Source organism: Lentzea sp. NBC_00516 (assembly GCF_036346835.1).
GTDB classification, from domain to species: domain Bacteria; phylum Actinomycetota; class Actinomycetes; order Mycobacteriales; family Pseudonocardiaceae; genus Lentzea; species Lentzea sokolovensis.
In genome coordinates, this window is the sequence record NZ_CP107840.1 from 1,947,240 (window position 1) to 1,968,527 (window position 21,288).

At 68.3% G+C, this 21,288-nt stretch carries 26 protein-coding genes; 14 read left to right on the forward strand and 12 right to left on the reverse strand.

Annotated elements, in window-relative coordinates; all coding sequences use genetic code 11:
* Nucleotides 1-24 precede the first annotated feature (24 nt).
* Nucleotides 25-915 (reverse strand): helix-turn-helix domain-containing protein, encoded by an 891-nt coding sequence (locus tag OG205_RS08725; RefSeq protein WP_330275738.1) that lies wholly within the window; start codon nt 913-915, stop codon nt 25-27.
* 112 nt (nt 916-1,027) lie between these two features.
* Here OG205_RS08725 and OG205_RS08730 point away from each other — a divergent pair, with 112 nt between their 5' ends.
* A complete protein-coding gene (locus OG205_RS08730; RefSeq protein WP_330275739.1) occupies nt 1,028-1,693 on the forward strand; it encodes an HAD family hydrolase in 666 nt (221 codons plus the stop codon).
* On the opposite strand, the gene OG205_RS08735 is transcribed toward OG205_RS08730, so the two are convergent.
* Nucleotides 1,668-2,543, reverse strand: coding sequence for a pentapeptide repeat-containing protein (locus OG205_RS08735; protein WP_330275740.1), 876 nt, complete (start codon nt 2,541-2,543; stop codon nt 1,668-1,670). The two genes, OG205_RS08730 and OG205_RS08735, sit on opposite strands and share 26 nt — an antisense overlap.
* A 37-nt stretch (nt 2,544-2,580) precedes the next feature.
* Nucleotides 2,581-3,168, reverse strand: a complete 588-nt coding sequence (locus tag OG205_RS08740; protein WP_330275741.1) for a TetR family transcriptional regulator — start codon at nt 3,166-3,168, stop codon at nt 2,581-2,583.
* A gap of 91 nt (nt 3,169-3,259) precedes the next feature.
* On the opposite strand from OG205_RS08740, the gene OG205_RS08745 reads away from it, so the two are divergent.
* Nucleotides 3,260-4,294: an NAD(P)-dependent alcohol dehydrogenase gene (locus OG205_RS08745; RefSeq protein ID WP_330275742.1), complete on the forward strand. Its 1,035-nt coding sequence runs from the start codon at nt 3,260-3,262 to the stop codon at nt 4,292-4,294.
* Between the two features lie 39 nt (nt 4,295-4,333).
* Here OG205_RS08745 and OG205_RS08750 read toward each other — a convergent pair whose 3' ends face one another.
* Together OG205_RS08750 and OG205_RS08755 are read right to left on the reverse strand one after the other, a co-directional pair.
* Entirely contained in the window at nt 4,334-4,666 is a 333-nt protein-coding gene (locus tag OG205_RS08750; RefSeq protein ID WP_330275743.1) for a hypothetical protein, read from the reverse strand.
* 41 nt (nt 4,667-4,707) lie between these two features.
* Complete coding sequence (locus OG205_RS08755) at nt 4,708-5,034, reverse strand: hypothetical protein (RefSeq protein WP_330275744.1); 327 nt, start codon at nt 5,032-5,034, stop codon at nt 4,708-4,710.
* A gap of 527 nt (nt 5,035-5,561) precedes the next feature.
* On the opposite strand from OG205_RS08755, the gene OG205_RS08760 reads away from it, so the two are divergent.
* Together OG205_RS08760 and OG205_RS08765 are read left to right on the forward strand one after the other, a co-directional pair.
* Entirely contained in the window at nt 5,562-6,128 is a 567-nt protein-coding gene (locus tag OG205_RS08760) for a TetR/AcrR family transcriptional regulator (RefSeq protein ID WP_330275745.1), read from the forward strand.
* 68 nt (nt 6,129-6,196) lie between these two features.
* On the forward strand, nt 6,197-7,615 hold the full coding sequence (locus OG205_RS08765; RefSeq protein WP_330275746.1) for a carboxylesterase/lipase family protein: 1,419 nt from the start codon (nt 6,197-6,199) through the stop codon (nt 7,613-7,615).
* Here OG205_RS08765 and OG205_RS08770 read toward each other — a convergent pair.
* The gene (locus OG205_RS08770) at nt 7,612-8,763 is read right to left on the reverse strand and encodes a hypothetical protein (protein WP_330275747.1); all 1,152 of its coding nucleotides are present in this window, start codon (nt 8,761-8,763) and stop codon (nt 7,612-7,614) included. The genes OG205_RS08765 and OG205_RS08770 overlap by 4 nt on opposite strands.
* A 39-nt stretch (nt 8,764-8,802) precedes the next feature.
* On the opposite strand from OG205_RS08770, the gene OG205_RS08775 reads away from it, so the two are divergent.
* From OG205_RS08775 to OG205_RS08785, 3 genes are read left to right on the forward strand one after another with little or no spacing between them, the layout of a single operon-like run.
* Nucleotides 8,803-9,174 carry a hypothetical protein gene (locus OG205_RS08775; RefSeq protein ID WP_330275748.1) on the forward strand — a complete coding sequence of 124 codons (372 nt, stop codon included), beginning with the start codon at nt 8,803-8,805 and terminating at the stop codon, nt 9,172-9,174.
* A 54-nt stretch (nt 9,175-9,228) separates the two neighbouring features.
* Nucleotides 9,229-9,825 (forward strand): DsbA family protein, encoded by a 597-nt coding sequence (locus OG205_RS08780; RefSeq protein ID WP_330275749.1) that lies wholly within the window; start codon nt 9,229-9,231, stop codon nt 9,823-9,825.
* Nucleotides 9,822-10,358, forward strand: a complete 537-nt coding sequence (locus tag OG205_RS08785; RefSeq protein ID WP_330275750.1) for a vitamin K epoxide reductase family protein — start codon at nt 9,822-9,824, stop codon at nt 10,356-10,358. Before OG205_RS08780 ends, OG205_RS08785 begins: the two co-directional genes overlap by 4 nt.
* Nucleotides 10,359-10,373: 15 nt before the next feature.
* On the opposite strand, the gene OG205_RS08790 is transcribed toward OG205_RS08785, so the two are convergent.
* Entirely contained in the window at nt 10,374-11,111 is a 738-nt protein-coding gene (locus tag OG205_RS08790; protein ID WP_330275751.1) for an SDR family NAD(P)-dependent oxidoreductase, read from the reverse strand.
* Nucleotides 11,112-11,211: 100 nt separating this feature from the next.
* Here OG205_RS08790 and OG205_RS08795 point away from each other — a divergent pair, with 100 nt between their 5' ends.
* Nucleotides 11,212-11,799, forward strand: a complete 588-nt coding sequence (locus tag OG205_RS08795; protein WP_330275752.1) for a helix-turn-helix domain-containing protein — start codon at nt 11,212-11,214, stop codon at nt 11,797-11,799.
* Between the two features lie 69 nt (nt 11,800-11,868).
* Here the strand turns inward: OG205_RS08795 and OG205_RS08800 are convergent, their stop codons facing one another.
* Nucleotides 11,869-12,381 (reverse strand): MarR family winged helix-turn-helix transcriptional regulator, encoded by a 513-nt coding sequence (locus tag OG205_RS08800; protein ID WP_330275753.1) that lies wholly within the window; start codon nt 12,379-12,381, stop codon nt 11,869-11,871.
* A 145-nt stretch (nt 12,382-12,526) separates the two neighbouring features.
* On the opposite strand from OG205_RS08800, the gene OG205_RS08805 reads away from it, so the two are divergent.
* A complete protein-coding gene (locus tag OG205_RS08805; protein ID WP_330275754.1) occupies nt 12,527-13,648 on the forward strand; it encodes an ABC transporter substrate-binding protein in 1,122 nt (373 codons plus the stop codon).
* Nucleotides 13,649-13,737: 89 nt separating this feature from the next.
* On the opposite strand, the gene OG205_RS08810 is transcribed toward OG205_RS08805, so the two are convergent.
* From OG205_RS08810 to OG205_RS08820, 3 genes are read right to left on the reverse strand one after another with little or no spacing between them, the layout of a single operon-like run.
* Nucleotides 13,738-15,645, reverse strand: coding sequence for a PIG-L family deacetylase (locus tag OG205_RS08810; protein ID WP_330275755.1), 1,908 nt, complete (start codon nt 15,643-15,645; stop codon nt 13,738-13,740).
* Between the two features lie 54 nt (nt 15,646-15,699).
* Entirely contained in the window at nt 15,700-16,245 is a 546-nt protein-coding gene (locus OG205_RS08815; protein ID WP_330275756.1) for an HAD family hydrolase, read from the reverse strand.
* Nucleotides 16,242-16,979, reverse strand: coding sequence for a DeoR/GlpR family DNA-binding transcription regulator (locus OG205_RS08820; protein ID WP_330275757.1), 738 nt, complete (start codon nt 16,977-16,979; stop codon nt 16,242-16,244). Before OG205_RS08820 ends, OG205_RS08815 begins: the two co-directional genes overlap by 4 nt.
* Before the next feature lie 73 nt (nt 16,980-17,052).
* On the opposite strand from OG205_RS08820, the gene OG205_RS08825 reads away from it, so the two are divergent.
* Genes OG205_RS08825 through OG205_RS08845 form a run of 5 tightly spaced genes read left to right on the forward strand, consistent with a single transcriptional unit; the run spans nt 17,053 to nt 20,326 of the window.
* Nucleotides 17,053-18,213 (forward strand): MFS transporter, encoded by a 1,161-nt coding sequence (locus OG205_RS08825; protein ID WP_330275758.1) that lies wholly within the window; start codon nt 17,053-17,055, stop codon nt 18,211-18,213.
* Nucleotides 18,214-18,223: 10 nt separating this feature from the next.
* Nucleotides 18,224-18,895, forward strand: a complete 672-nt coding sequence (locus OG205_RS08830; protein WP_330275759.1) for an RraA family protein — start codon at nt 18,224-18,226, stop codon at nt 18,893-18,895.
* A 4-nt stretch (nt 18,896-18,899) separates the two neighbouring features.
* Complete coding sequence (locus OG205_RS08835; protein ID WP_330275760.1) at nt 18,900-19,466, forward strand: TIGR03086 family metal-binding protein; 567 nt, start codon at nt 18,900-18,902, stop codon at nt 19,464-19,466.
* A 45-nt stretch (nt 19,467-19,511) separates the two neighbouring features.
* Complete coding sequence (locus OG205_RS08840; RefSeq protein ID WP_319980523.1) at nt 19,512-19,910, forward strand: VOC family protein; 399 nt, start codon at nt 19,512-19,514, stop codon at nt 19,908-19,910.
* Nucleotides 19,911-19,915: 5 nt separating this feature from the next.
* Nucleotides 19,916-20,326: a YciI family protein gene (locus OG205_RS08845; RefSeq protein ID WP_330278131.1), complete on the forward strand. Its 411-nt coding sequence runs from the start codon at nt 19,916-19,918 to the stop codon at nt 20,324-20,326.
* 56 nt (nt 20,327-20,382) lie between these two features.
* Here the strand turns inward: OG205_RS08845 and OG205_RS08850 are convergent, their stop codons facing one another.
* Nucleotides 20,383-21,186 (reverse strand): hypothetical protein, encoded by an 804-nt coding sequence (locus tag OG205_RS08850; RefSeq protein WP_330275761.1) that lies wholly within the window; start codon nt 21,184-21,186, stop codon nt 20,383-20,385.
* Between the last annotated feature and the right edge of the window lie 102 nt (nt 21,187-21,288).

Here is a 21,288-nt window from a genome sequence, read left to right on the forward strand (position 1 = left end):
CAATTTAGCTGCGAAAACGCGGTGTCAACCGACCGCTCGGCGATCTGTGGACAACTCCGCGCAACTGGGCAGCGGGAGACAGGTCTCGTCGATGATGTCAGTGATCAGCTCACGACTTGCCTCCGCGGACAGCGCCAGCCGCTCGAGCGAGGTGGCAATCGTCTCGTAGTGGCCGACAGTAGCCTTGTCTTCGAGAATCACCTTCACCCCGACGCTCTCAAGGAAGACGATGTTCTCGACGGGCTTCTCGAACTTCAGCAGGGAGAAGTCGCCGGTGATCCCGGGGTGGCAACCGATCGGGGTGGGAATGATGCGCAACGTGATGCTCGGCCGCACCGCCAGCCGCAGCAGGTGATGCAACTGGCGCGACATGACCTCGTCGCCGCCGACCGGCAGCCGCAGCGCGTGTTCCTGCATGAAGAACGTGAGCTTTGGATGCCAGGACAGCACTTCCTGGCGCTGTTTCCGGTGCTCGATCACAGCCTCGGTCTGATCAGCAGGAGTTCCCGAAGCGGGGACGAGGTGCCGGATGTACTCGGGAATCTGCAACTGGCCGTGAATGACGTTCAGCGACAGGTAGATGACCTCGTCCGCGAGCTTCTCCTGCTCGCCGAGGGTGCGCTGGTTCCAGAGAGCGTTGGACGGCTTGTGCTGCAGCCAGTCCTTCTCGTTGGTCTCGTGGTACAGCGCCATGAGATGGGCGAACTCGGTCGGCGGCGTCCGGCACAAGCCGAGCAGTTGGGCCAGTTCGATTTCGGTTGTGCCGCCCTTGCCGTTGACGAGGTCGGAGAGCTTGGCTTCCTGCCAGCCCAGCAATTCAGCTGCAGCTCGGTTCGTCAGATTGGCAACGCGCAGCAGCGCCCGGATCGCGTCACCGAACTCGCGGCCGCGCACCGTTGATCTCCGCAAAGGCATGCAGGGACGGTAGAGGCGGCGTTCCGTTTGGCTCCACCCATTCGCCGCAGGTCAACCTGAAAGCATGCTGTTTGGACATCTTCCAAAGTCATGGGCGTGGTTGGGTAGGCGCATGATCGACGTTCTCGGCAACGGATCCGCACCCCGTCTCGTCGTGTTCGACCTCGACGGAACCCTGTATCCGAAGGAGGCGTACGCGGAGCAGGTGCTCGCCGTGATCGGCCGGATGTTCGTGGAGTTGCAGGGCGCTTCCGAGGCGCACGCGGAGGCGAAGGTGGCCGAACTGCGGGAGGCGATGCGGACGAACTGGTCCGGCACGTCGACGACGTCGTTCGTGCGGGCCAACGGGTTCGACGTCGCGCAGTGGCTGGAGTACCGCGAGACGCATCTGTCCATCGCGGACGGACTGCGCCGCGACGACGGTGTCGTCCGGGAGCTCGGCAGGCTGCGCGAGGTGGTGCCGATCGTGTTGCTCACCAACAACACCAGGGGATCCATGGAGGCCATCCTGGGCAAGGTCGGCATCGGGACGGAGGGGTTCACGGAGGTGTTCAGCTCCGAGGACTCGCGCGACACGCCCAAGCCCGATCCCGGCGCGTTCCAGGTGGTGCTCGACCGCCTCGGGGTGCCGGCGGAGCAGACGTGGAGCGTCGGGGACCGGGTGGACATCGACATCGCCCCGTTGCAGCGGCTCGGTGGCTCCGGCATCGCCGTCGACGGGCCCGCTGACCTGGGTGCGGCCGTCGATCACCTCATCGGGCTGGTGCGTCCGGCTTGATGGTGCCGTCGGGTTCGACGTGGAATCCGGGGATCTCCAGCACGGCCTTGTGGTTCGTGAGCCTGGCGCCGAGGAACCAGCGCGAGTCGCGGGAGCGGACTCCGCTGAACAGGACGTCGTCCTCGAAGGTCACGCCGGTGAACCGGCTGGTGTCGCGGAAGTCGGCGTCGACGAACCTGGCGACACCGGCGAAACGGGCGTCGGTGAAGCGGGCGACGCCGATGAAGACGACCTTCTCGCAGTTCAGGCCGCCGGTGAACACGCAGCCGCGGGCGTTGAAGTCGACCAGCACCGCGCGGCTGAGGTCGACCGTGACGCCCCAGAACTCCGGTTCGCGCAGGTGGGTCGTGAGGATCGTGCCCGCGGAGCGGCGGACGTGCAGTTCCTGCTGGGTCTCCAGGTCGTCGTCGCCGTCCGCGAACGGCATGCGCAGGTAGGCGCTGATGACATCGGTGACGACCTGGCGCTGGTGCGGGTTCTCCTGGGCGAGGCGTTCCAGCGCGTAGAGGCCGGCGATGCGGACCTGGGCCAGCGGTGAGCCGAGGTGCTCGGTGGCTTTGACGTAGAGGTCGGTGAGGCGCCGTTCGTCGGCGTCGCGTGTGGTGATGACGGCGACGACCTCCTGGTGCCACTGCCGGCGCACCGCCAGGAACAGCACGATGCTGCCGCCACCGGCCAGTCCGACGGTGAAGCCGGTCTTGATCGCCTCGATGCGGCGGCCGGGGTCACTGCCCGCCTCGGCGAGCAGCCAGACGAGCACCGCGGCGGTCACGACGACGGCCAGCACGCCACACACCACGATCACCCATCGGCGAAGCGGTCGCAGGGCCTGCTGCTGCCTGGTGGTCATGGAAGTCGATTTTGGCCTGCCGGCCGCCGATCGTGGCCTAGTTCGGCGCGACGGCGCGGCGGACACTGTCCCGCAGGAGGTCCCGGCGGCGGTCGTGGGTCTCGGCGGGCTCGTCGCTCGTGGCCGCGTAGACGTTGCTGACCGGGGACCACGCCATCGACATCGCGATGACCATGGCCATCAGGTCGAACGGATCGCCGTCCCGGATCAGTCCTGCCTGCTGCGCCTCGGTGATCGCGCGGAGCTTGTTCTGGTCCATGCGATCGGCGTCGGCGACCAGGTAACCGGCAGGGCGTCGTTCCAGGCGGGCCCAGGTCGCGAGCCGGATGAGATCGGGGCGCTCGAGGTACTCGTCGTAGAGGCGCACGGCCCAGTCCGCCAGGTCGGCGGCGTCGATGGGCACGACGTTGACGATCCGCTCCAGCGAGCCGAAGAAGATCGCGTCGAACAGACCTTCCTTGTTGCCGAAGTAGGCGTAGAGCTGGGCCTTGTTGGTGCGCGCCGCGGCGACGACGCGTTCGATGCGGGCTCCGGCGATGCCGTGCTCGGCGAACTCGCGGGTGGCCACGTCGATGATGCGTTGCCGCGTGGCCGCGCCACGGGCGGTCAGCTGCTGGTCGGACATGAACGAACTGTATCGACAGAACAGTCGGTTTACTTTGTCGACCTTCTGGGGGTAGCTTGAAATAGACCGAACAGTCTGTTTAAGGAGAGTCATGCGCAGCACCACCGGCTGGCAGGCCGACGGACCCGGCAAGCTGCACGAGGTGCCGATCTCGCGGCGTGACCTGCGGCGCGACGACATCGCGGTACGGGTGGACTTCTGCGGTGTCTGCCACACAGACCTGCACGCCGTGCGCGGGCACAACGGCGAGGTCGTGCTCGTGCCGGGTCACGAGTTCACCGGCGTGGTGATCGAGACCGGTCCGGACGTGACGGCGTTCCAGGTCGGCGATTCCGTCGCCGTCGGCAACATCGTCGACTCCTGCGGCGTGTGCGCGATGTGCACGGCGGGTCAGGAGAACTTCTGCCGTGAGTTCCCCACGCTCACCTACGGCGGCGCCGATCGCCACGACGGGACGACGACGTTGGGCGGCTTCTCCCGCGAGTACGTCGTCCGCGACCGGTTCGCCCATCCCCTGCCATCCGGGCTGGATCCGGCCGCCGCGGCGCCGCTGCTGTGCGCCGGGATCACCGTGTGGGAACCGCTGCGCGCCCTGGGTGTCGGTCCGGGGACGCGCGTCGCGGTGGCCGGCCTGGGCGGTCTTGGCCACCTCGCGGTCAAGTTCGCCGCGGCACTGGGCGCCGAGGTGTCGGTCGTGAGCCGGTCCGCGGACCGCGCGAGCGACGCGATCCGGCTGGGTGCCCGTGACGTCGTCGTCTCCACCGACCCGGACAGCGCGGCGGCGTCCCGCGACCGGTTCGACGTGCTGATCGACACCATCCCCGTGGCCCACGACCTCGCCCCCTACCTCAGGATGGTGGCCGTGGACGGGACGCTGAGCCAGGTCGGCTACCTCGGCGCCGTCACCGTGGAGACGATGGACCTGCTCATCGGCCGCAAGAAGCTGAGCTCCGGTGGCAGCGGCGGGCTTCCCGCCACCACCGCCATGCTGGAGTTCTGCGCCGCCCACGGCATCGTCGCCGACGTCGAGACCCTCCCGTCGGCCCGTGTGACCGAGGCCCTCGACCGGCTCGAACGCGGCGACGTCCGCTACCGCTTCGTCCTGGACCTGTCCGACCTCGACTGACGGTGACCACGACAGGTGCAGGCTCGATGAGCTCCAGAGTCAGCTACGGCGGACACGAGGCAGCTTGGCGATCTTCGCCTCGGCCTGTTCGGAGTCGATGATGCCCGCGCGGGCCCGGCGCCGCAGCGTGCGGGCAACGATCTCGGCGAGCGGCGAGTCGCTCCACTTGCGCCAGTACGACTTCTTGGTGCGTCGGCGCTTCAGCTCGGACTCGACGTCGTCGGGCTGGGCCTGGGCGAGCACCAGGTGCTCACGGCGCCGGTCCGCACGGACGTTGTTGCGCTTGTTCCTGGGGATGTTCTTGCGGGAGTTCTTGTCGACAGAACTGATCGCCGAGGCCGCAACAGACCTCTGAGCCCGAGCGGGCGGCACCTCTCAAGGCGCCGCCCGCTGAGTGTTCGCATGCTGGTGTGTCAGCGCTGGCCGGTCTGACAGGTCGACTTGGACTGGTAGCAGTAGGCATAGCCGGTGATCTCGTGATTGTCGTCAGTGATCTCGATCTTGACCCACTGAACGCCTCCCGGCGGCCCCGACGTCAGGCCGAACGGGCTGAACGTCTCAGTGACGTCGCCGGACGTCGAAGCGCACCTCAACTGGAACCCGAACTCCTCTGTCACGAGGTTGGATCCCTGGTAGCCACCGATCCGCAAGGTGGCACATTCGCCTGCTTTGTAGAACGTCCTGACGTTCGAGAGCGTGACGGTCTTCAACGACGACGTCCAGCTCAGATTCCCGGTCACGGATGCTCCCGTAGCGCCCGTGCCTCCACCGTGCACCGCTAGGGCCGCGAACTTCGACGGGGCTGCCGAGGCCGCCCCTCCCGCCACCGCCGTCAGCGCTACCACGACCCCCAGAACAGCTCCGAAACGCGCGATCGTCCTGATCACACCGATCCCTCCCCCAAATTGATCATCAATCGATCTTCCTCTCGCTCGGCCAGCCTACTGAGGCGTCCGCATCCGAACACCACCAATCAAGCGATGCATCAGTCGAGCGTCGCCCTCGCGGCGAGTCCGATCGGACGGCCACTCATCGAGGAACCGCCGCACTACGTGATCGAACATATGTGCGATTAGGGCGATAGGTTCTTCTGTCGCGGACCGGCAGCATCCCTGAGACGCAATCGGGCAATTCGCGCAGGTCAGGACATGAACACTGAGACTGACCAGACCACCTGACACTCGACAGGACTCGTTCTCGCCGTAGCTGTTGCAATAGCCCAGGAAGCTACGCCACTGGGTTTGCTCAGGCGTGCTAAGTTTTGCTCATGCGAGCAAAGTCCGTGACCGAGCAGGCCCGGCGGGCGCAGATCGTGGCGGCGGCGATCGCCACGATCGCGGAGCTGGATTACGCGGAGACGTCGTTCAAGGCGATCGCGGCGCGGGCCGGACTGAGCAGCACGGGCCTGATCTCGTACCACTTCAAGAACAAGCAGGAGCTCGTGGACGTCGTGTTCGCGGACATCTTGGAGCGCTTCCAAGGGTTCGTGAGCGCACGGATGAACCAGGCGAGCGCTCGTGAGGAACTGCGGGCGTTCCTGGTCGCCAACATCGCGTTCCTGCGCGAGCACCGCGCGGACATGGTGGCGTTCCTGCGGATCAAGGCCCACGCGGCGGTGACGGACGGGGGCATCGCCGACTCCGATCACGTGGCGCTCGCCGACCTACTGCGACAGGGGCAGGAGACCGGCGAGTTCCGCGTGTTCGCCCCGGACGTGATGGCCATGTTCATCCTCGCGCTGCGCAACAGCGTCGTGCAGCGGTCCGGGTCACTCGATCTCGACGTCTGCGAACAGGAGTTGGTCGCGGCCGTCGACCTAGCGACAAGGGGTTAGCCATGCGTCGGGGGACGTTGCTAGTTGCCGCATTACTGCTGCTCAGCACGTGTGGGAAGGGGGAGGCCATGCCGTCGGACGTCGTCACCACCGATACCGGGCAGGTTCGGGGTGAGGTGCGGGACGGGCATCTGCGGTTCCAGGGGGTTCCGTACGCCCGCGCGGCTCGCTGGGAGCCGCCGGTGCGCGCGGCGGCGTGGAACGGGGTGCGGGACGCGTTCAAGCCCGGCAGTCCGTGCCCGCAGGTCGGGTCCAGCTACTCCGAGACGAAGAGCACGGACGAGGACTGCCTGTTCGCCAACGTCACGACGCCTTCGGTGGCCGGCCGCAAGCCGGTGCTGGTGTGGGTGCACGGCGACGGCGCGATCGGGGCCGGGCACTTCTTCGACGCGGAACGCCTTGCGCGGCAAGGGGACGTCGTCGTGGTGACGTTCAACTACCGGATGGGCGTGTTCGGCGGCTTCGGCCTGCCGGGCCTCGAGCACTCCGGTGAGTTCGGGCTGCTCGACCAGCGCGCGGCGTTGGAGTGGGTCCAACGCAACATCTCCGGCTTCGGCGGGGATCCGGGCAACGTGACGCTGTTCGGCGTCTCGTTCGGGGCAACGGCCGTGAGCGCGCACCTCATCGGGCAGAAGCCGCTTTTCCACAAGGCGATCATGCACAGCTCGTTCACGCTCGTGGACGTGCCTCGCGGCGCCTGGTTCCCGGACCTGGAGGCGTTGCCGTCGCTCGCGTGGCGGCCGGTACCGGAGATCCAGGAGATCGGCGCGATGATCAGCGGCGAACTGGGCTGCGCGGACGTCGAGTGCCTGCGCCGGCTGCCGGTGGAGAAGCTGCTGGACTACCCGCAGATCATGAACATCTTCCAGTCCGTCGGCTACGGCGGCACGCTGCTCCCCCGGCTACCGGGCGAGTCGCTGGAAGCGGGCGAGTTCGCCGACGTGCCGATCCTGGCCGGCGCGACCCGCGACGAGCACAACAGCTTCGTCGGCCTGTTCCGGCCGGACCCGATGTCCACTGAGGACTACTCGCGGCTGGTGCGGGAGGCGTTCCCCGACCGCGCGGCCGAGATCGAGCGCGAGTACCCGGTCAGCGCGTTCGCATCACCGAAACAGGCGTGGGCGACACTGCTGACGGACCGCATGTGGGCACGGGCGACCTTCCGCCAGAACACGCTGTACGCGAAGAAGGCGCCCGTCTACGCGTTCGAGTTCGCCGACCGCAACGCGGCCACGGACCCGTCGATGCCACCCGAACTGCACGGCGCGAACCACTCGTCCGACATCGACTACCTGTTCCCCGACGCGGACTTCGCCAAGGACCGCAGCTTGTCCGACCACATGATCCAAGCGTGGACGGACTTCGCCCGCACCGGAACGCCTGGGTGGCCGCGGTTCTCGGAGGGGCAGTACGTGCAGTCGCTGGCTCCGGGCGCGATCGGGCCGGTCGACTACGCGGCCGAGCACAGGCTGGCGTTCTGGCGCTAGCCGAGCGATTCGGCGAACTCGCGGAGCTGCCAGATCTGATCACCGGTGAGGCGCCGGCACTCCCAGACGAGGTCACCGACCTCGGGGTCCGGCGTCCCCACCGGAGTGATGCCGGTGAGGGCTTCCAGTTCGACGGCCGGGATGTTCAGCAGGACGGCCAGCTCGCCGAGCAGCTCAGGGGTGAGTTTGGTGCGCCCTGTGCTCACGCCTATGTAGGTGGACGCTGACCAGTAGCGGCCTCCGTTCGTCACCCGGTAGGTCATCTTCGCTATTGCTGAGGGTGTCAAGTTCCGGTTCGCGAGCAGGCGCATCACGACGCCGCCCGGGCCCGCGTTGTTGAGACAGAGGGTGTAGAGGAACGGCATCGAGGCGTTCTCGGTGCGGTCCTGCGACGGCAGCGATTTCGCGAGAGTGAGCACCTCGGCCCGCTGCTCCGGCGACAACGGAAGGAAGTGTCTGAGCAGGGTGTCCACCGAACCGCTGGCATGAGGTGCGAGCGGCAGCAGCTCGTGTGGCATCGGGCGGGAGGCGATCGCGAGCCTGTCCGACTCGTGCAGGTTCTCCCCCAGCGTCACGAGCCGCGGCCAGTCGGCGGCGAACTCGCGGACGCGTCCGATGTCGAACTTGGAGAGGCGCCGGCACTCCCAGACGAGGTCGCCGACGTCGGCCGGGCGAGGGGCCGGGGCGATGCCGGTGAGCTCCCCGAGGTCGGCGTCGGAGAAGTCCAGCAGGGCGGCCAGGTCGCCGAGCAGGTCAGGGGTGAGTTCCCTGGTGCCCATGCCCACCTGGCTGTAGGACGACGACGGCCAGTCCCTGCGACCGTCGGTCACCGCGGGAAGCAGCCTGGCGAGGGTGGCTTGAGTCAGGTTCCTGTTGCCCAGCAGGCGCAGGATCACCGGGCCGGGTTCGCCGGTCTGAGCGTAGAACCGGACGCTGGGCGCGAGCTGCGGTGGTGTGCGCGGGGTGTACTCCCGCAGCGTCCTGACGAGCGCGAGGATCTCGGCCTGCTGATCTGGTCCCCACGTGAGGTAGTCCCGCACGAGCGACGCGACCGCTTCACCCGCCTCGTGATCGCGCGGCGCCAGCTCCTCCGGCAGTGGCTGTCCGGCGATCACCAGTCTGTCTGATTCGTGCAACTTCTCCCCCATGCGCACGAGCCTAGGACGGGAATCGCTACTCTGGATCACGTGCCCGGCATCCCCAGCTCACGAACCCGCGCGTATCTCGCGCGGGTTCTCGCCGTGCTGGCGCTGGTGGCCGGGGTCGCGATGATGCAAGGCACCCCGTGCGAGACGGAGTTCGCCTGGACCGCGCAGTGCTCCACATCGAGCACGCACGCGGTCGTCCACTCCGGCCAGGCCGACGACGGCGGGCTGATCGAGGGCATCCTCGTCGCGGGCGCGTGCCTGGTGGTGGCGCTCGCCGTGCTGATCGGGTTCGCCGTGACGCGGCGGTCCGGTTCGTTCCGGGTGCTGCTGGTGCGCCTGCCTTCTGTTCTTTCTCCCCCTTCACGTCGGCTGGAAGTGCGGCTGGCGCAGCTCTGCGTGCTGCGCGCCTAGACCGAACCCGTTCGCCGGTTCGGTCCATCCCGCCTTCGTGGAGGTTTCTTCGTCATGTCCAAGAACGCTCGTCTGTCCCTGATCATCGTCGCCGTCGTGGCGGTCGTGGTCGCCGGTTTCCTCCTCTTCAGCCACAACGACACGACCGCGGCGCCGCAGTCCGCCGACGGGAAGGTGACCGTCGTCGAGTACCTCGACCTCGAGTGCCCGTCGTGCCGGGCCGCCTACCCCGGGGTGGAGAGGTTGAAGACCGAGTACGGCGACCGCGTGACGTTCGACGTGCGGCACTTCCCGATTCCCAGTCACCGCAACGCCGAGCTCGCGGCCGTCGCGGTCGAGGCGGCGGGGGCGCAGGGCAAGCGGGACGACATGTTCCGGCTGATGTTCGACTCGCAGCAGGAGTGGGGCGGGCAGCAGACGTCGCAGCGCGCGGTGTTCAGCGGGTTCGCCCAGCAGCTCGGGCTCGACTCGGCCGCGTTCGAGAAGGCGCTCGACGACCAGGCACTGCGCGACCGCGTCCTCGCCCAGCGCACCGAAGGCAGCAAGGCCGGCGTGACCGGCACGCCGACGTTCTTCATCAACGGCACCAAGTTCACCGGCGCTCCCACCTACGACGGCCTCAAGGCAGCGATCGAGAAGGTGCGTTCGTGAACCGGATCGTCGCCTGGGTGCTGGCGGTCGGCGGGTTCGTAGGACTCGTCGCGTCGTTCGTGCTCACGATCGAGAAGATCGCGCTGCTCAAGGACCCGTTCTACGTGCCGACGTGCAGCATCAACCCGGTGCTGAGCTGCGGCTCGATCATGAAGACCGCGCAGGCCGAGGTGTTCGGGTTCCCCAATCCGTTGATCGGCGTCGCGGGCTTCGCGGTGGTGACGACGCTCGGCGTGCTGCTGGTCGCCGGGGTGTCGCTGCCGTCGTGGGTGTGGATCGGGTTGCAGGTCGGGGTCACGTTCGGCGTGCTGTTCGTGCACTGGCTGATGTTCCAGTCGCTGTACGAGATCGGCGCGCTGTGCCCGTACTGCATGGTCGTGTGGGCGGTGATGATCCCGATCTTCTGGTACACGACGCTCCGCAACATCCGGCCTGCGTTCCAGTTCCACAGCGTCGTGCTGATCCTGTGGTACCTGGTGATCGCGGCCGGAGTGTTGCAGGCGTTCTGGTTCTACTGGTCGTCTCTGTTCTGAGAAGTACCGGAAACGTCAGCCGTGGGCGGGAAGCCCGCCCACGGCGCTGAGAACGGTGCCGTTGACGTAGCTGGCCTGCTGGGAAGCCATGAAGGCGACAGCCGCGGCGATCTCCTCGGGGTCGGCGAGGCGTTTGAGCGCGACGGACTGTCCGACGGACTCGAACGCCTCGCCGAAGCCGGCCGTGCCCTCGGTGCGGGTGGGGCCGGCGGCGACGGCGTTGACCCGGACACCGGCGGGCCCGAACTCGGCTGCCCAGACTCGGGTGAGGGATTCGAGTGCCGCTTTGGTGGCGCCGTACACGCCGCTGCCCGCACCGGGGGTCGTGGCGGCGCCGCTGCTGATGTTGACGATCGCTCCGCGGCCGCGTTCGACCATGCCGGGCGCGAGCGCCTGGACGAGGAGATAGGGGGCGCGGAGGTTGACGGCGACGTGTGCGTCGAAGGTGGCCTGGTCGGTGTCGGCGGTGCGGGCGAAGCGGAAGATGCCGGCGTTGTTGACCAGGACGTCGACGTCTCCGGCGCGTTCGGCCAGCGCGGTCACCTCGGTGGGGTCGGACAGGTCGGCGGGCTCGAAGCGGACGCGGACGCCGAGGGCTTCGATCTGCTCGAGGACGCGGGCGGCACGTTCCCGGTCGCGGCCGTGCACGATGACGTCGGCGCCGCGGCCGGCCAGCGCGAGTGCGGTGGCGCGGCCGATGCCCGCCGTGGCGCCGGTGACCAGAGCGGTCTGCCGGGCGAGGTCCTTGCTCATGTTCGTGCTTCTTTCTCCGTGGTGCCGTGGGCCTGACAGCAGCTTCAGGCCGTTCGCCCGGATCCGCGAAGAATCTTGCCGCGGTGGCAAGGTTGGGAGCATGGATGACGAGACCTCGTCGACGATGGCGGCAGTCGGACCCCGCCTGAAGGGGCTTCGCACTCAGCGCGGTCTCTCGCTGACCACGCTCGCGCAGACGTCGGGTATCTCCCTGAGCACGCTCTCCCGCCTGGAGTCGGGCCACCGCCGCCCTACCCTGGAACTGCTGCTCCCGCTCGCGCGCGTGCTGCGCGTGGACATCGGCGAACTGATCGGAGCGCCCCCGACCGGTGACCCCCGCGTGCGCCTCACACCCGTCACCCGGCACGGCATGACGATGCTGCCCCTCGCCCGGCGCGCGGGCAGCCCGCAGGCCTACAAGCTGATCTTTTCGCCGAGGACGCGCTCCCCCGAGCCTGAGCGGTCCAGTCACGAGGGCTACGAGTGGATCTACGTGCTCGACGGGCGCCTGCGGCTGCTCCTGGGCGACAACGACCTGGTCCTGGGGCCCGGTGAGGCGGCGGAGTTCGACACCCGGACCCCTCACTGGTTCGGCAACGCCGACGAGCACCCCGTCGAGCTCCTGAGCCTGCTGGGCCGGCAGGGAGAGCGGGCCCACCTGCGGGCCCGGACCCTGCCGCGTGACTAGGCCCTGTCCTGCAAGCAGCTGATCTGTGCGGTGGTGGGTCGCGGCGCAGCGCCTCGGTGGCGCCGATCTTCACTGGTGTTCTCCGTTGGGATGTGCGTTGTCCCGCACCAGGCCGCGGGGAGAGTGGGCCAGCAGCTTCGTCACCAGTTCCCGCAGGATCAGGCGCTCGACCGTGGTGAGCGGGTCGAACAGGGCCGCGGTGATCTGAGGCACGTGTGCCTCGAGTGCTCGCCGCAACGCCTCGTGGCCCTGAGCGGTCGGTTCCAGCAGCACGGCCCGACGGTCGCCGGGGTGCGGATGCCTGGCGAGCAGCCCGACCTCTTCCATGCGGGCGATCAGGCGGGTCAGGCCGCCGGAGGTGAAGACCAGGTCCTCGGCGAGACGGGCGCTGGTGGTACGGCCGTCCGGATGGCGGGCCAGTCGCAGCAGGACGTCGAACTCGGATCCGCCGAGTCCCGAGGCTTCCCGGATGAGCTGCTCGGCTCGTCCACCCACCGAGTCGGTCAACCGCAGGATGTCGCCGTACAGCACGACCGCCTCGTTCTCGAGGTGCTCCGCAGAGCCCGCCCTGTCGTCCACCATAACCCTTACTGTACAGCAATCTTTCCTCTCCGCTGAGCAGGATATATGCACTACAGGCGAGTTTTGACAGCTGCTTGACAGCTACAAATAGCTGCACAGTCAGCTAGTTTGGCGGTGGAAATGAACCCTGTTGGAAGGAGTGGGCATGACGATCGGCCGACGTCGGGTACTGGCAGGCGGCGCACTCGCGGCCGCGGGAGTGCTGACGGGAGGCACGACCGGGCAGGCGGCGCCACGGCCCGGTGCCGCGGTGCCTGAGGAGTCCAAGAGCCTGGAGCAGCTCTACCGGGAGGCGAAGGCCGAAGGCGGCACCCTGACCGTCTACGCGGGCGGCGACACCGCGACCCAGCAGGACGGCAACAAGGCGGCCTTCGAGAAGACGTTTCCCGGCATCACGGTGAAGATGGTCGTGGACTACAGCAAGTTCCACGACGCGCGCGTCGACACCCAGCTGGCCACCCGCACCCTCGTGCCCGACGTGGTCCAGCTGCAGACGCTCCAGGACTTTCCCCGCTGGAAGGCCGCAGGCGCGCTGCTGCCCTACAAACCGGCCGGGTTCTCCTGGATCCACCCCGCTTTCAAGGACTCCGACGGTGCCTGGACCGGGATCTTCGTCGACGCCTTCTCGACCATCTACAACGTCGGTGAAGCCGGACCGAACCCGCCCTTGACCGCAGAGAGCCTGCTCGACGCCAGGTGGAAGGGCCGGATCGTCTCGACCTTCCCCAACGATGACGACGCGGTGTTGTACCTGTACAAGCTCATCGTCGACAGGTACGGCTGGGACTGGCTGGCCAGGTTCGTGGCGCAGGACGTGGCCTGGGTGCGCGGCACGCAGGAACCCGCCGACCGGGTCGAGGCGGGCACCGCGGCGGTCGCACTGGGCACCGACGGAGCGCTCGTTCCCGGCGCTGACACCAAGACCCGCTTCGTCGTGCCCGCGCACGACCCGTTCATGGCCTGGGCCCAGCGCGCCGCCATCCTGACCGGCGCCCGGCACCCCGCGGCGGCCAAGCTGTATCTGAACTGGTGGCTGTCGAAGCCCACCCAGGCCGGCTTCTACATGTGGTCGGTGCGCACCGATGTCGCGCCACCCCGGGGTTATCGCCCGATCTGGGAGTACCGCAACGCCAACTTCGACGGCTTCGAGCGGTTCATGAACGACCGCCGTCTCGTCGAGAGCTTCCGCCAGCAGCTGACCTTGCACGTCGGCGAGGTCCAGGGTGCGCCGTCCCCCGGATGGCTGGGCCTGCATCCCGGCCGGTGAGCCCATACCGTTCGGGCAGGTCACGCCACCGCGACCCACCACCGCACAGAAACACCAGGCGCCCTGATCAACTGCTTGCAGGACAGGCTCTAGCTGCCCGCCACGACCCAGTCGCCGAACGGCGCGTCCGGGCCGACCGCCGTCTGCACGCGGTAATGCAGACGCATGTCGGCCCCGAGGACGAACACGCGCACGAGTCCCTGTGCGTCCACCACGGCTGATGGGCCGACTTCGACGTAACCGCCGAGGTCGGTCCACGGCGTGAAGTTCCCGGCCGAGTCCTGACGCACGACGCTCAGGCCGTAGTCGTTGTTGCGCGCGAAGGCGAGCGTCCGGCCGCCGGAGGTCACGGCGGCGATCGGGCCGAGGCCGCCCATGCCGCCGATGTTCTTCTGCGTCGTCTCCCAGGTGCCGTTGGGCGTCTGTTCGCGCAGCGTGCCGACGGAGCCGTCGTTGGTGCGGCGGCTGAAGACCCGGACCCGGCTGGCGTCCAGCGCGACGCCGACGGAGGCGGAGCTTTCCGCTCCGGTCGTCAGGGCCTGGTAGATCGTGGAGCCGCCGGCGTTCTGGTACCAGTGGAACGTCCGGCCGTTGCCGTCGCCGAAGACGTGCATGCGGCCGCCCGGTGCGGTGATGGCGGAGAGCTGGGACATCGCCTTGTTGTTGCCGCCTGTCGCGGTGGCCCACGTGCTGTTGAAGCCGGTGCCTTCCTGCCACTTGTTGCCGAGCGTGCCGGTTCTGTTGACCACGAACAGTTCCAGCAGGCCGTTCGACACGGCCAGCACCGGTGTCTGGTAGGCGGGCGAGGAGTTGTTGGGGTTGCCGAGCGAGGTCCAGGCGCCGAAGCTCTGCGCGCCGGCCGCGGTCTGCGTGCACGTGCGGATCGCGGCCGTGTCCAGGTCGAGGACCGCGAGCTGCAGGCGGTTGTCGCCGCGCATGGCCACCGCGACGCCCGGCGCGAACGAGCCGTTCAACAGTGTGGTGGGGCCGACCCACGCGCCGCCGTTGGGCTGTCGCCACCACATCAGCGAGTCGCCCGCGACGACGAACGCGTGGACGGTGCCCGCACTGTCCATCGTGGACCACTGTGGTGCGACGGGCCAGCGTTCGTAGGAGCGGGACAGGTTCACGTCGAACACGTCGCCGCTCAACGGGTCCTGCGCCTTGTACTTGTTGTACGCGGCGGTCTTCGGGGTGCGCAGCGCGCTCGGCACGTTCGCCGGAGCCTGGCGGGTGTTGTAGCAGCGGTAGCGGACCAGCAGCGCGTACGGGCGTCCGGTCGGGCCCATGTAGGACTTCACGGCCTTCTGCGCGAACTTCGCCGTGTGGATGTGGTCGAGGTGGTCCGGCATGCCGTTGGCGTAGCGGACGTCGTCGGGGAACGGGTCCTGGCAGCGCACGACCGTCGCCTGGAACTGCTGCAGGAGTCCTACCAGGACGTTCACCACGTCGGCGTGCTTGTAGGTCTGCACGCGGTTGGCGGGGCTGCCGGTGGGGACGATCGTGCTGGTGCTGTACGAGGTGTTGGTCCAGAGGTTCTTGGTCGCGTCCTCGTGCAGGTCGTCGCCGCCGTCGGGCAGGTTCAGGTAGATCAGCTGCACGGTCGGCTTGCCGTCGAGGGTGTTGACCTCGACCGTCTTGCCCGCGACGACCAGCGCGGTGCGCGTCCACTGGCTCGCCACCCCTGCCAGCGACGCGTAGGCGTTGCGCTGGCCCTTGTGCAACTCCGCGGACAGCTGCTCGCGGGTGAGGTCGTCGGTGCCGTTGAACTCGTCGGCGGTGAGGATGACCGTCCTCACCGGACACCCCGACAGGATGGCGGGCTGGATGTCCGGGTTGATGAACAGCAGGTCGTCGTCGGAGTGCGCGATGATGTTCACGAAGCTCGCACCCGTTGGCGCGGCGGCGTGCGCCGTGCCGGTGTTGACCCCGACCGCCGTCAACGCGGCCGCGGCACCACTGGCCTTCAGAACCGTACGTCTGCTGATCTTGGGCATTGGACGACCTCCCGGTGTACCGATGCCCGGACTTCGGTCGCCAATGAATCTTTGTTACACGTGCGTCGTGCGAAGCAATTCGCGCAGTCCATCGATGCCGGTGAAGTGGTGTCCGCGCATCCCGGTCAGTTCGGCGGCCCGCACGTTCTCCAGCCGGTCGTCCACGAACAGGATCTCGTCGTCGCCCAGCGCGTCACGGCACCACTCGAAGGCCGCGCGTTCCGGCTTGGCGTGGCCGATGCGGCACGAGAACGCGCGCACTTCGAACAGGTCCAGCCACGCGTAGGTGCGTTCGAAGTTCTGTGCGTGGTCCTCGGGGATGTTGGACAGCAACGCGATGCGCTGACCCGCGTTGTGCAGTTCGTGCAGCAGCGCGACCATCTCGTAGTCGACGCGGCTCCAGCTCGCGACGTCCTTCTCCACGAGCGGCGGGTGGCCGACGAGCGCCCAGTACTCCTCCGCCGTCACGTCGCCGCGGTCGTAGCCGGGCCGGTGCGCCCAGTAGGCGTCCCAGAAGTCCGCGTCGGTGCTCATCGTGGCCATGACCTCGGGCGACTGGTCGCGGGCGATCACGCCGAACATGTCGAACAGGATGATCATGCGGTCACCACCGTGACGCCGGCGGCGGTCAGGCCGTCGTCGCCGTCCGCGTCGGTGACCACGGCGTGCAGTGCGGACACCGGGGCGACGTGGGCGAGGGCGGTGCGGGTCAGTTTCGAGGCGTCGACGGCGGCGATCACGCGCCGGGCCGAGGTGATGGCGGCTCGTTTCACCGAGGCGTCCTCCAGGTCGAAAGCGGTCATGCCGTGTGCCGCGGACAGCCCGCAGCAGCCGATCACGGCGGTGTCGAAGCGCAGTGCTTGGAGCGAGGCCAAGGTCAGCGGGCCGGTCAGGGCGAGTTCGCCGGGGCGCGGTCGGCCGCCGGGCACGAGCAGCGTGAGCGTCGACGACGAAGACAGCGCGTTCACGGCGTGCAGCGACAACGGCATGACGGTCACGCGCCGGTCGTGCAGCAGGCGCGCCACCTCGAGGCAGGTCGTGCCGCTGTCCAGCACGACGGACTCACCGTCCGCGATCAGACCGGCCACGGCGGCGGCGATGCGGCGCTTGGCGTCCATGTTCTCGTCCGAGCGCAGCGCGAACGGCGGTTCCTCACCACGCAGCAACAGGCTCCTGGCCCCGCCGCGATAGCGTTCGAGAACACCCTGAGCTGCGAGGACCTCCAGGTCGCGGCGGATGGTCATCTCGGAGGCGCCGGTCATCGTCGCCAGGTCCGCCACGCCGAGGGAGCCGGCGTCGCGGACCGCCTCGGTGATCTGCTTCAGTCGGGACACGGCCGTGATTGAACACGAGTGATGTTCGAAACTCAATCTTTCGAACAGACGAACCGTTCGTTAGCTTGTGCATGTGAACGCTCTCAGGGCCGCGCGGGTGGCCACCTTCACGTACTTCGGGCTCAACGGGTTCCTGCTCGGTCTGTGGCTCGTGCACATCCCGACGGTCGAGGACCGCACGGGCATCAACCACGCCGAACTCGGCCGGTTGCTGCTCCTGCTCGGTCTGGGCGCGTTCATCGGCATGCGGCTCGGTGGCAAGTTCACCGACCGTGTGGGCGTGAAGCTGGTCGTGCCCGCCGCGGGTGTGTTCTGCAGCGTCACGGCCTTCCTGCCCGGTGTGGCCGTCAACCAGTGGACGCTCGGTGCGGCACTGCTCATCTTCGGCATCGGCAACGGCCTGATCGACGTCAGCATGAACGCGCACGCCGTGGTGGTGGAACGGCACTACAAGCGTCCCGTCATGTCGGCGTTCCACGCGACGTGGTCCCTCGGCGGTGTCGCCGCCGCATTGACCGGCGCACGGACGCTGAGCTGGGAACTCTCCCCCGCCACCACCCTCGGTGCCGCCGCCGTGCTCGGCGTCGTCGTCAGCCTGGTGACCGCGAGGCTGCTGCTCGACGAGAAGGAGGAGCAGCACGCCGCCGCGCAGACCGGCAAGCGCAAGGTGCCGCGCCGGATCTGGATCATGGCCGTGCTCGCCCTTCTGGTGATGCTGAGCGAGGGCGCGGCCAACGACTGGAGCGTGCTGCACCTGCAGGACGTCCTCGACGCCCCGCCGCAGATCGCGGCCCTGGCCTACGGCGCGTTCGCCACGACGATGACCGTCGGACGGCTGCTCGCGGACCGGATCACCGCGAAGGTCGGTCCCGTGGCGGTGCTGCGCTGGGGTTCGGTGATCGGCGCGGCGGGCATCGCGACCGCGGCGCTCTCGCCGTCGATCTGGCTCGCGCTGGTGGGCTGGGCGGTCGCCGGCATCGGCCTGTCGGGCACGGTGCCGCAGCTCTTCAGCGCCGCCGGGCACGCGGAACCCGGTGCGGCGGGCGCCAACGTCTCGCGCGTGGCCGGGCTCGGCTACCTCGGCGTACTCGCCGGACCGGCGGTGATCGGCTGGCTGACCCACATCGTGCCGCTCAATATCGCGTTCCTGCTGCCGGTGGCGTTGTGCCTGGTCGCAGCGGTCTCAGCGAACGTTCTTCGCACCGATTCCGCCGAGGAGAAGGTCTCGGCGTAAGAATGCGCCCATGGATCTTGCCGAACTGGATCTCACCACCGCACATCTGGCCGACGCCTGCATCCGGGCGAACATCCCGGTCCGCACCGTCACCCTGACGCCGGTCATCCCCGGCGCCAGGACCTGCGGCCGCGTGCTGCCCGCCCGGCACGCGGGCAGCGTCGACATCTTCCTGGAGGCCATCGAGCGCAGCGAGCCCGGCGACGTGCTGGTCGTCGACAACGACGGCCGCGCCGACGAGGCCTGCGTGGGCGACCTGATCGCCCTCGAGGCGCAGCAGGCCGGGCTCGCGGGCGTGGTCATCTGGGGGCTGCACCGCGACACGCAGGACATTCGCACGATCGGACTGCCGGTGTTCAGCCTCGGCGCGAACCCCACGGGACCGTTGAGCCTGCGTGACCGTGCGCCCGAGGCTCTCTCGACGGCCGCGATCGACCAGTGGACCGTCACGTCCGACGACATCGTGTTCGGTGACGACGACGGTGTGCTGTTCGTGCCGGCCTCGGACGCGGAGGCGCTCATCGTGAAGGCACGCGGCATCCGGGACGTCGAACGAGCGCAGGCGGACCGCGTGCGGCAGGGTGAGTCCCTGCGCAGCCAGCTGCGGTTCGGCGAGTACCTGGCGAGCGGACGCACGTTCCGCGAACACCTGCGCGAGATCGGCGGCGCAGTCGAGGAGTGAGGCCATGATCGCGGAGAGATACAGGGCTCGTGCGGAGGCGTTCGAGACGAAGGTCGCGAACGTGCGCTCGGAGCAGTGGGGCAACCAGTCGCCGTGTGCACAGTGGACCGCGCTTGAGGTCGTGGACCACGTCATCGACATGCACGGCGTGATGCTCGGCCAACCGATCCCACGCACAGAGGACCCGCTCACGGACTTCCGCGAGGCACGCCGCCAGGTCCAGGAAGCGCTGGAGTCGGACCGGGCGCGCAGCGAGGTCTCCACGCCCGCGGGCCCGATGACGCTGGAAGACCACGTCGACCAGGTCGTGAGCGACGACCTGGTGTTGCACGGCTGGGACCTCGCCCGCGCCACCGGCCAGGACGAGACCATCCCCGCGACCGACGTGGAACGGCTCTGGGCCACCGCGACGGCCGTGCCCGCCGACCTGATGGAACGCTTCCGCACACCCGGCGCGTTCGGTCCCGGCATCGAGGTCTACGGCGCCGAGGTGAAGGTGCCGCCAGACGCTCCGCTGCAGGACAGGCTGCTCGGGTATGTGGGCCGGGACCCCATGTCGAAAAATCTCTGAGCACTTCGACGGGTCCGTGTAGGGCAGCCGCTGAGAGGAACGAACATGGACTGGACCCTGGAAGTGATCGTCGTACCGGTGTCGGATCTCGACCGGTCGAAGCAGTTCTACTCCGAGCAGCTCGGATTCAAGGTCGATCACGACACGACGTTCAACGAGGACACACGGGTCCTGCAGCTCACCCCGCCCGGCTCCGGCTGCTCGATCGTCATGGGCAAAGGCATCGTCAAGGGCGAGCCGGGGACGCTCAAGGGCGTGCAGCTCGTCGTGTCGGACCTGGAGAAGGCCCGTGCGCAGCTCGTCGAACGCGGTGTCGAGGTCGGCGAGATCGTGCGGATGAACGAGGCGGACGGAGGGTCGTTCATCTTCTTCGACGACCCGGACGGCAACAGCTGGGCCGTGCAGGAGATCAAGGCTCGCGCTACCGGTGGGGAGTGGAAGTGAAGTACATGCTGGTCAGCTACGGCGGCAGCCAGGAGGACTGGGAAGGCCTGGCCGCCTGGTCCGACGAGGACATGCACCGCATGATCGCCTACATGCGCGACCTGGACGCCGAGCTGCGCGCGTCCGGTGAGCTGCTGCAGTCCGAGGGACTGAGCGGCCCGGCGCGGGCGTTCGTGGTGCGCGGCGGAGACGACGGGCCGGTCGTGGTCGACGGGCCGTTCGCCGAGTCCAAGGAGGTCATCGCCGGGTACTGGGTGGTCGAGGTCGACAGCCGGGAACGGCTGCTGGAGATCGCCCGCAAGGCCTCGGCGTGCCCCGGTCCGGGCGGGAAGATCCTGAACCAGCCGATCGAGGTGCACCCGATCATGAGCGCGCCCGACGTGGACCCGGAAACCCTGGCACCGTACGAGAAGTAGCGGCGGAAGGGCTGGTGACGTGTTCACGTCACCAGCCCTCGCAAGGACGTGGCAAATCAGTCGAGATCGCCCAGCCTGGTGATGTCGACGTCGATGAACCAGCGGCCGCTCTCGTATTCGAGATGAACTGGGGGCGTGACCTTCTCCGTGCCCACCTTCAAATGAGCATCGGCCCTGGCGAGATTCCGGAAGAACTCGACTTCGCTCACCGCGACCTCGTCCATCCTGTCGAACCAGTCGGCCGAGATCGCGCTGAACACCCGGTTGTCGAGGTACTCGACGCAGGTTTCAGCGAGGGTTCCTCTCCTCTTGGAGCTCTTGATGAAAGCGCAGGTTCGATCAGCGTCCTTGGCGAGGAACGCCTCGATGTAGCCGGTCGTGGCCTCGCGCACTCCCTCTTCGGTTCTTTCCATGCCGATTTCACTCGGATCCGTCTGCCCACTCGTCGCGGCCACGACGGTGGTGCCGCCGACGGTGAGCGCGACCAGTCCGGCCACGATCCAGCCACCGGTGCTGATCCGGGTCTTGCGGTGGGTGGACTTGTCGATGCTGCCGCCGGCGATGTCGCCCGAGTTGGCCCCGCCGACGCTGACGTTGGCCTGGTGGCTGATCGTGCTCTGCGGCACGGGGGTGCCGTGCACGGCCTGGTGCAGCGTGGCCAGGAAGGCCGGGTCCGCGGCGGCCGACTGCGCCAAAGCGGACGAGGCCATGGCACGTCTTCCCTGGTCATCGGGCTGTTCCCGCAGGCGCCCGAGCAGGGTGCCGCCCAGCTCTGACGCTCCGAGGCGGTGCGCGACCAGTCGCCACAGCCCGGCGACCTCCTCACGGTTCGCCCCATCGGGTGATTCTGTGGTGATCATCTCGTTTGCGACCAACTCAACTGCGCGGCCTGCCAGCGCGGATACGTCCATGCCGATCACAGTGTCGATCGGGCACCGGACATCTCCATGCCGCGGACCGGC

What these genes read in the sequence shown, in the direction of transcription:
- OG205_RS08725 (WP_330275738.1), bottom strand. Translation starts at nt 915, where the DNA reads ATGCCTTTGCGGAGATCAACGGTGCGCGGCCGCGAGTTCGGTGACGCG.
- OG205_RS08730 (WP_330275739.1), top strand. Translation starts at nt 1,028, where the DNA reads ATGATCGACGTTCTCGGCAACGGATCCGCACCCCGTCTCGTCGTGTTC.
- OG205_RS08735 (WP_330275740.1), bottom strand. Translation starts at nt 2,543, where the DNA reads ATGACCACCAGGCAGCAGCAGGCCCTGCGACCGCTTCGCCGATGGGTG.
- OG205_RS08740 (WP_330275741.1), bottom strand. Translation starts at nt 3,168, where the DNA reads ATGTCCGACCAGCAGCTGACCGCCCGTGGCGCGGCCACGCGGCAACGC.
- OG205_RS08745 (WP_330275742.1), top strand. Translation starts at nt 3,260, where the DNA reads ATGCGCAGCACCACCGGCTGGCAGGCCGACGGACCCGGCAAGCTGCAC.
- OG205_RS08760 (WP_330275745.1), top strand. Translation starts at nt 5,562, where the DNA reads ATGCGAGCAAAGTCCGTGACCGAGCAGGCCCGGCGGGCGCAGATCGTG.
- OG205_RS08765 (WP_330275746.1), top strand. Translation starts at nt 6,197, where the DNA reads ATGCCGTCGGACGTCGTCACCACCGATACCGGGCAGGTTCGGGGTGAG.
- OG205_RS08770 (WP_330275747.1), bottom strand. Translation starts at nt 8,763, where the DNA reads ATGGGGGAGAAGTTGCACGAATCAGACAGACTGGTGATCGCCGGACAG.
- OG205_RS08780 (WP_330275749.1), top strand. Translation starts at nt 9,229, where the DNA reads ATGTCCAAGAACGCTCGTCTGTCCCTGATCATCGTCGCCGTCGTGGCG.
- OG205_RS08790 (WP_330275751.1), bottom strand. Translation starts at nt 11,111, where the DNA reads ATGAGCAAGGACCTCGCCCGGCAGACCGCTCTGGTCACCGGCGCCACG.
- OG205_RS08795 (WP_330275752.1), top strand. Translation starts at nt 11,212, where the DNA reads ATGGATGACGAGACCTCGTCGACGATGGCGGCAGTCGGACCCCGCCTG.
- OG205_RS08800 (WP_330275753.1), bottom strand. Translation starts at nt 12,381, where the DNA reads ATGGTGGACGACAGGGCGGGCTCTGCGGAGCACCTCGAGAACGAGGCG.
- OG205_RS08805 (WP_330275754.1), top strand. Translation starts at nt 12,527, where the DNA reads ATGACGATCGGCCGACGTCGGGTACTGGCAGGCGGCGCACTCGCGGCC.
- OG205_RS08810 (WP_330275755.1), bottom strand. Translation starts at nt 15,645, where the DNA reads ATGCCCAAGATCAGCAGACGTACGGTTCTGAAGGCCAGTGGTGCCGCG.
- OG205_RS08815 (WP_330275756.1), bottom strand. Translation starts at nt 16,245, where the DNA reads ATGATCATCCTGTTCGACATGTTCGGCGTGATCGCCCGCGACCAGTCG.
- OG205_RS08830 (WP_330275759.1), top strand. Translation starts at nt 18,224, where the DNA reads ATGGATCTTGCCGAACTGGATCTCACCACCGCACATCTGGCCGACGCC.
- OG205_RS08835 (WP_330275760.1), top strand. Translation starts at nt 18,900, where the DNA reads ATGATCGCGGAGAGATACAGGGCTCGTGCGGAGGCGTTCGAGACGAAG.
- OG205_RS08840 (WP_319980523.1), top strand. Translation starts at nt 19,512, where the DNA reads ATGGACTGGACCCTGGAAGTGATCGTCGTACCGGTGTCGGATCTCGAC.
- OG205_RS08845 (WP_330278131.1), top strand. Translation starts at nt 19,916, where the DNA reads ATGCTGGTCAGCTACGGCGGCAGCCAGGAGGACTGGGAAGGCCTGGCC.
- OG205_RS08850 (WP_330275761.1), bottom strand. Translation starts at nt 21,186, where the DNA reads ATGATCACCACAGAATCACCCGATGGGGCGAACCGTGAGGAGGTCGCC.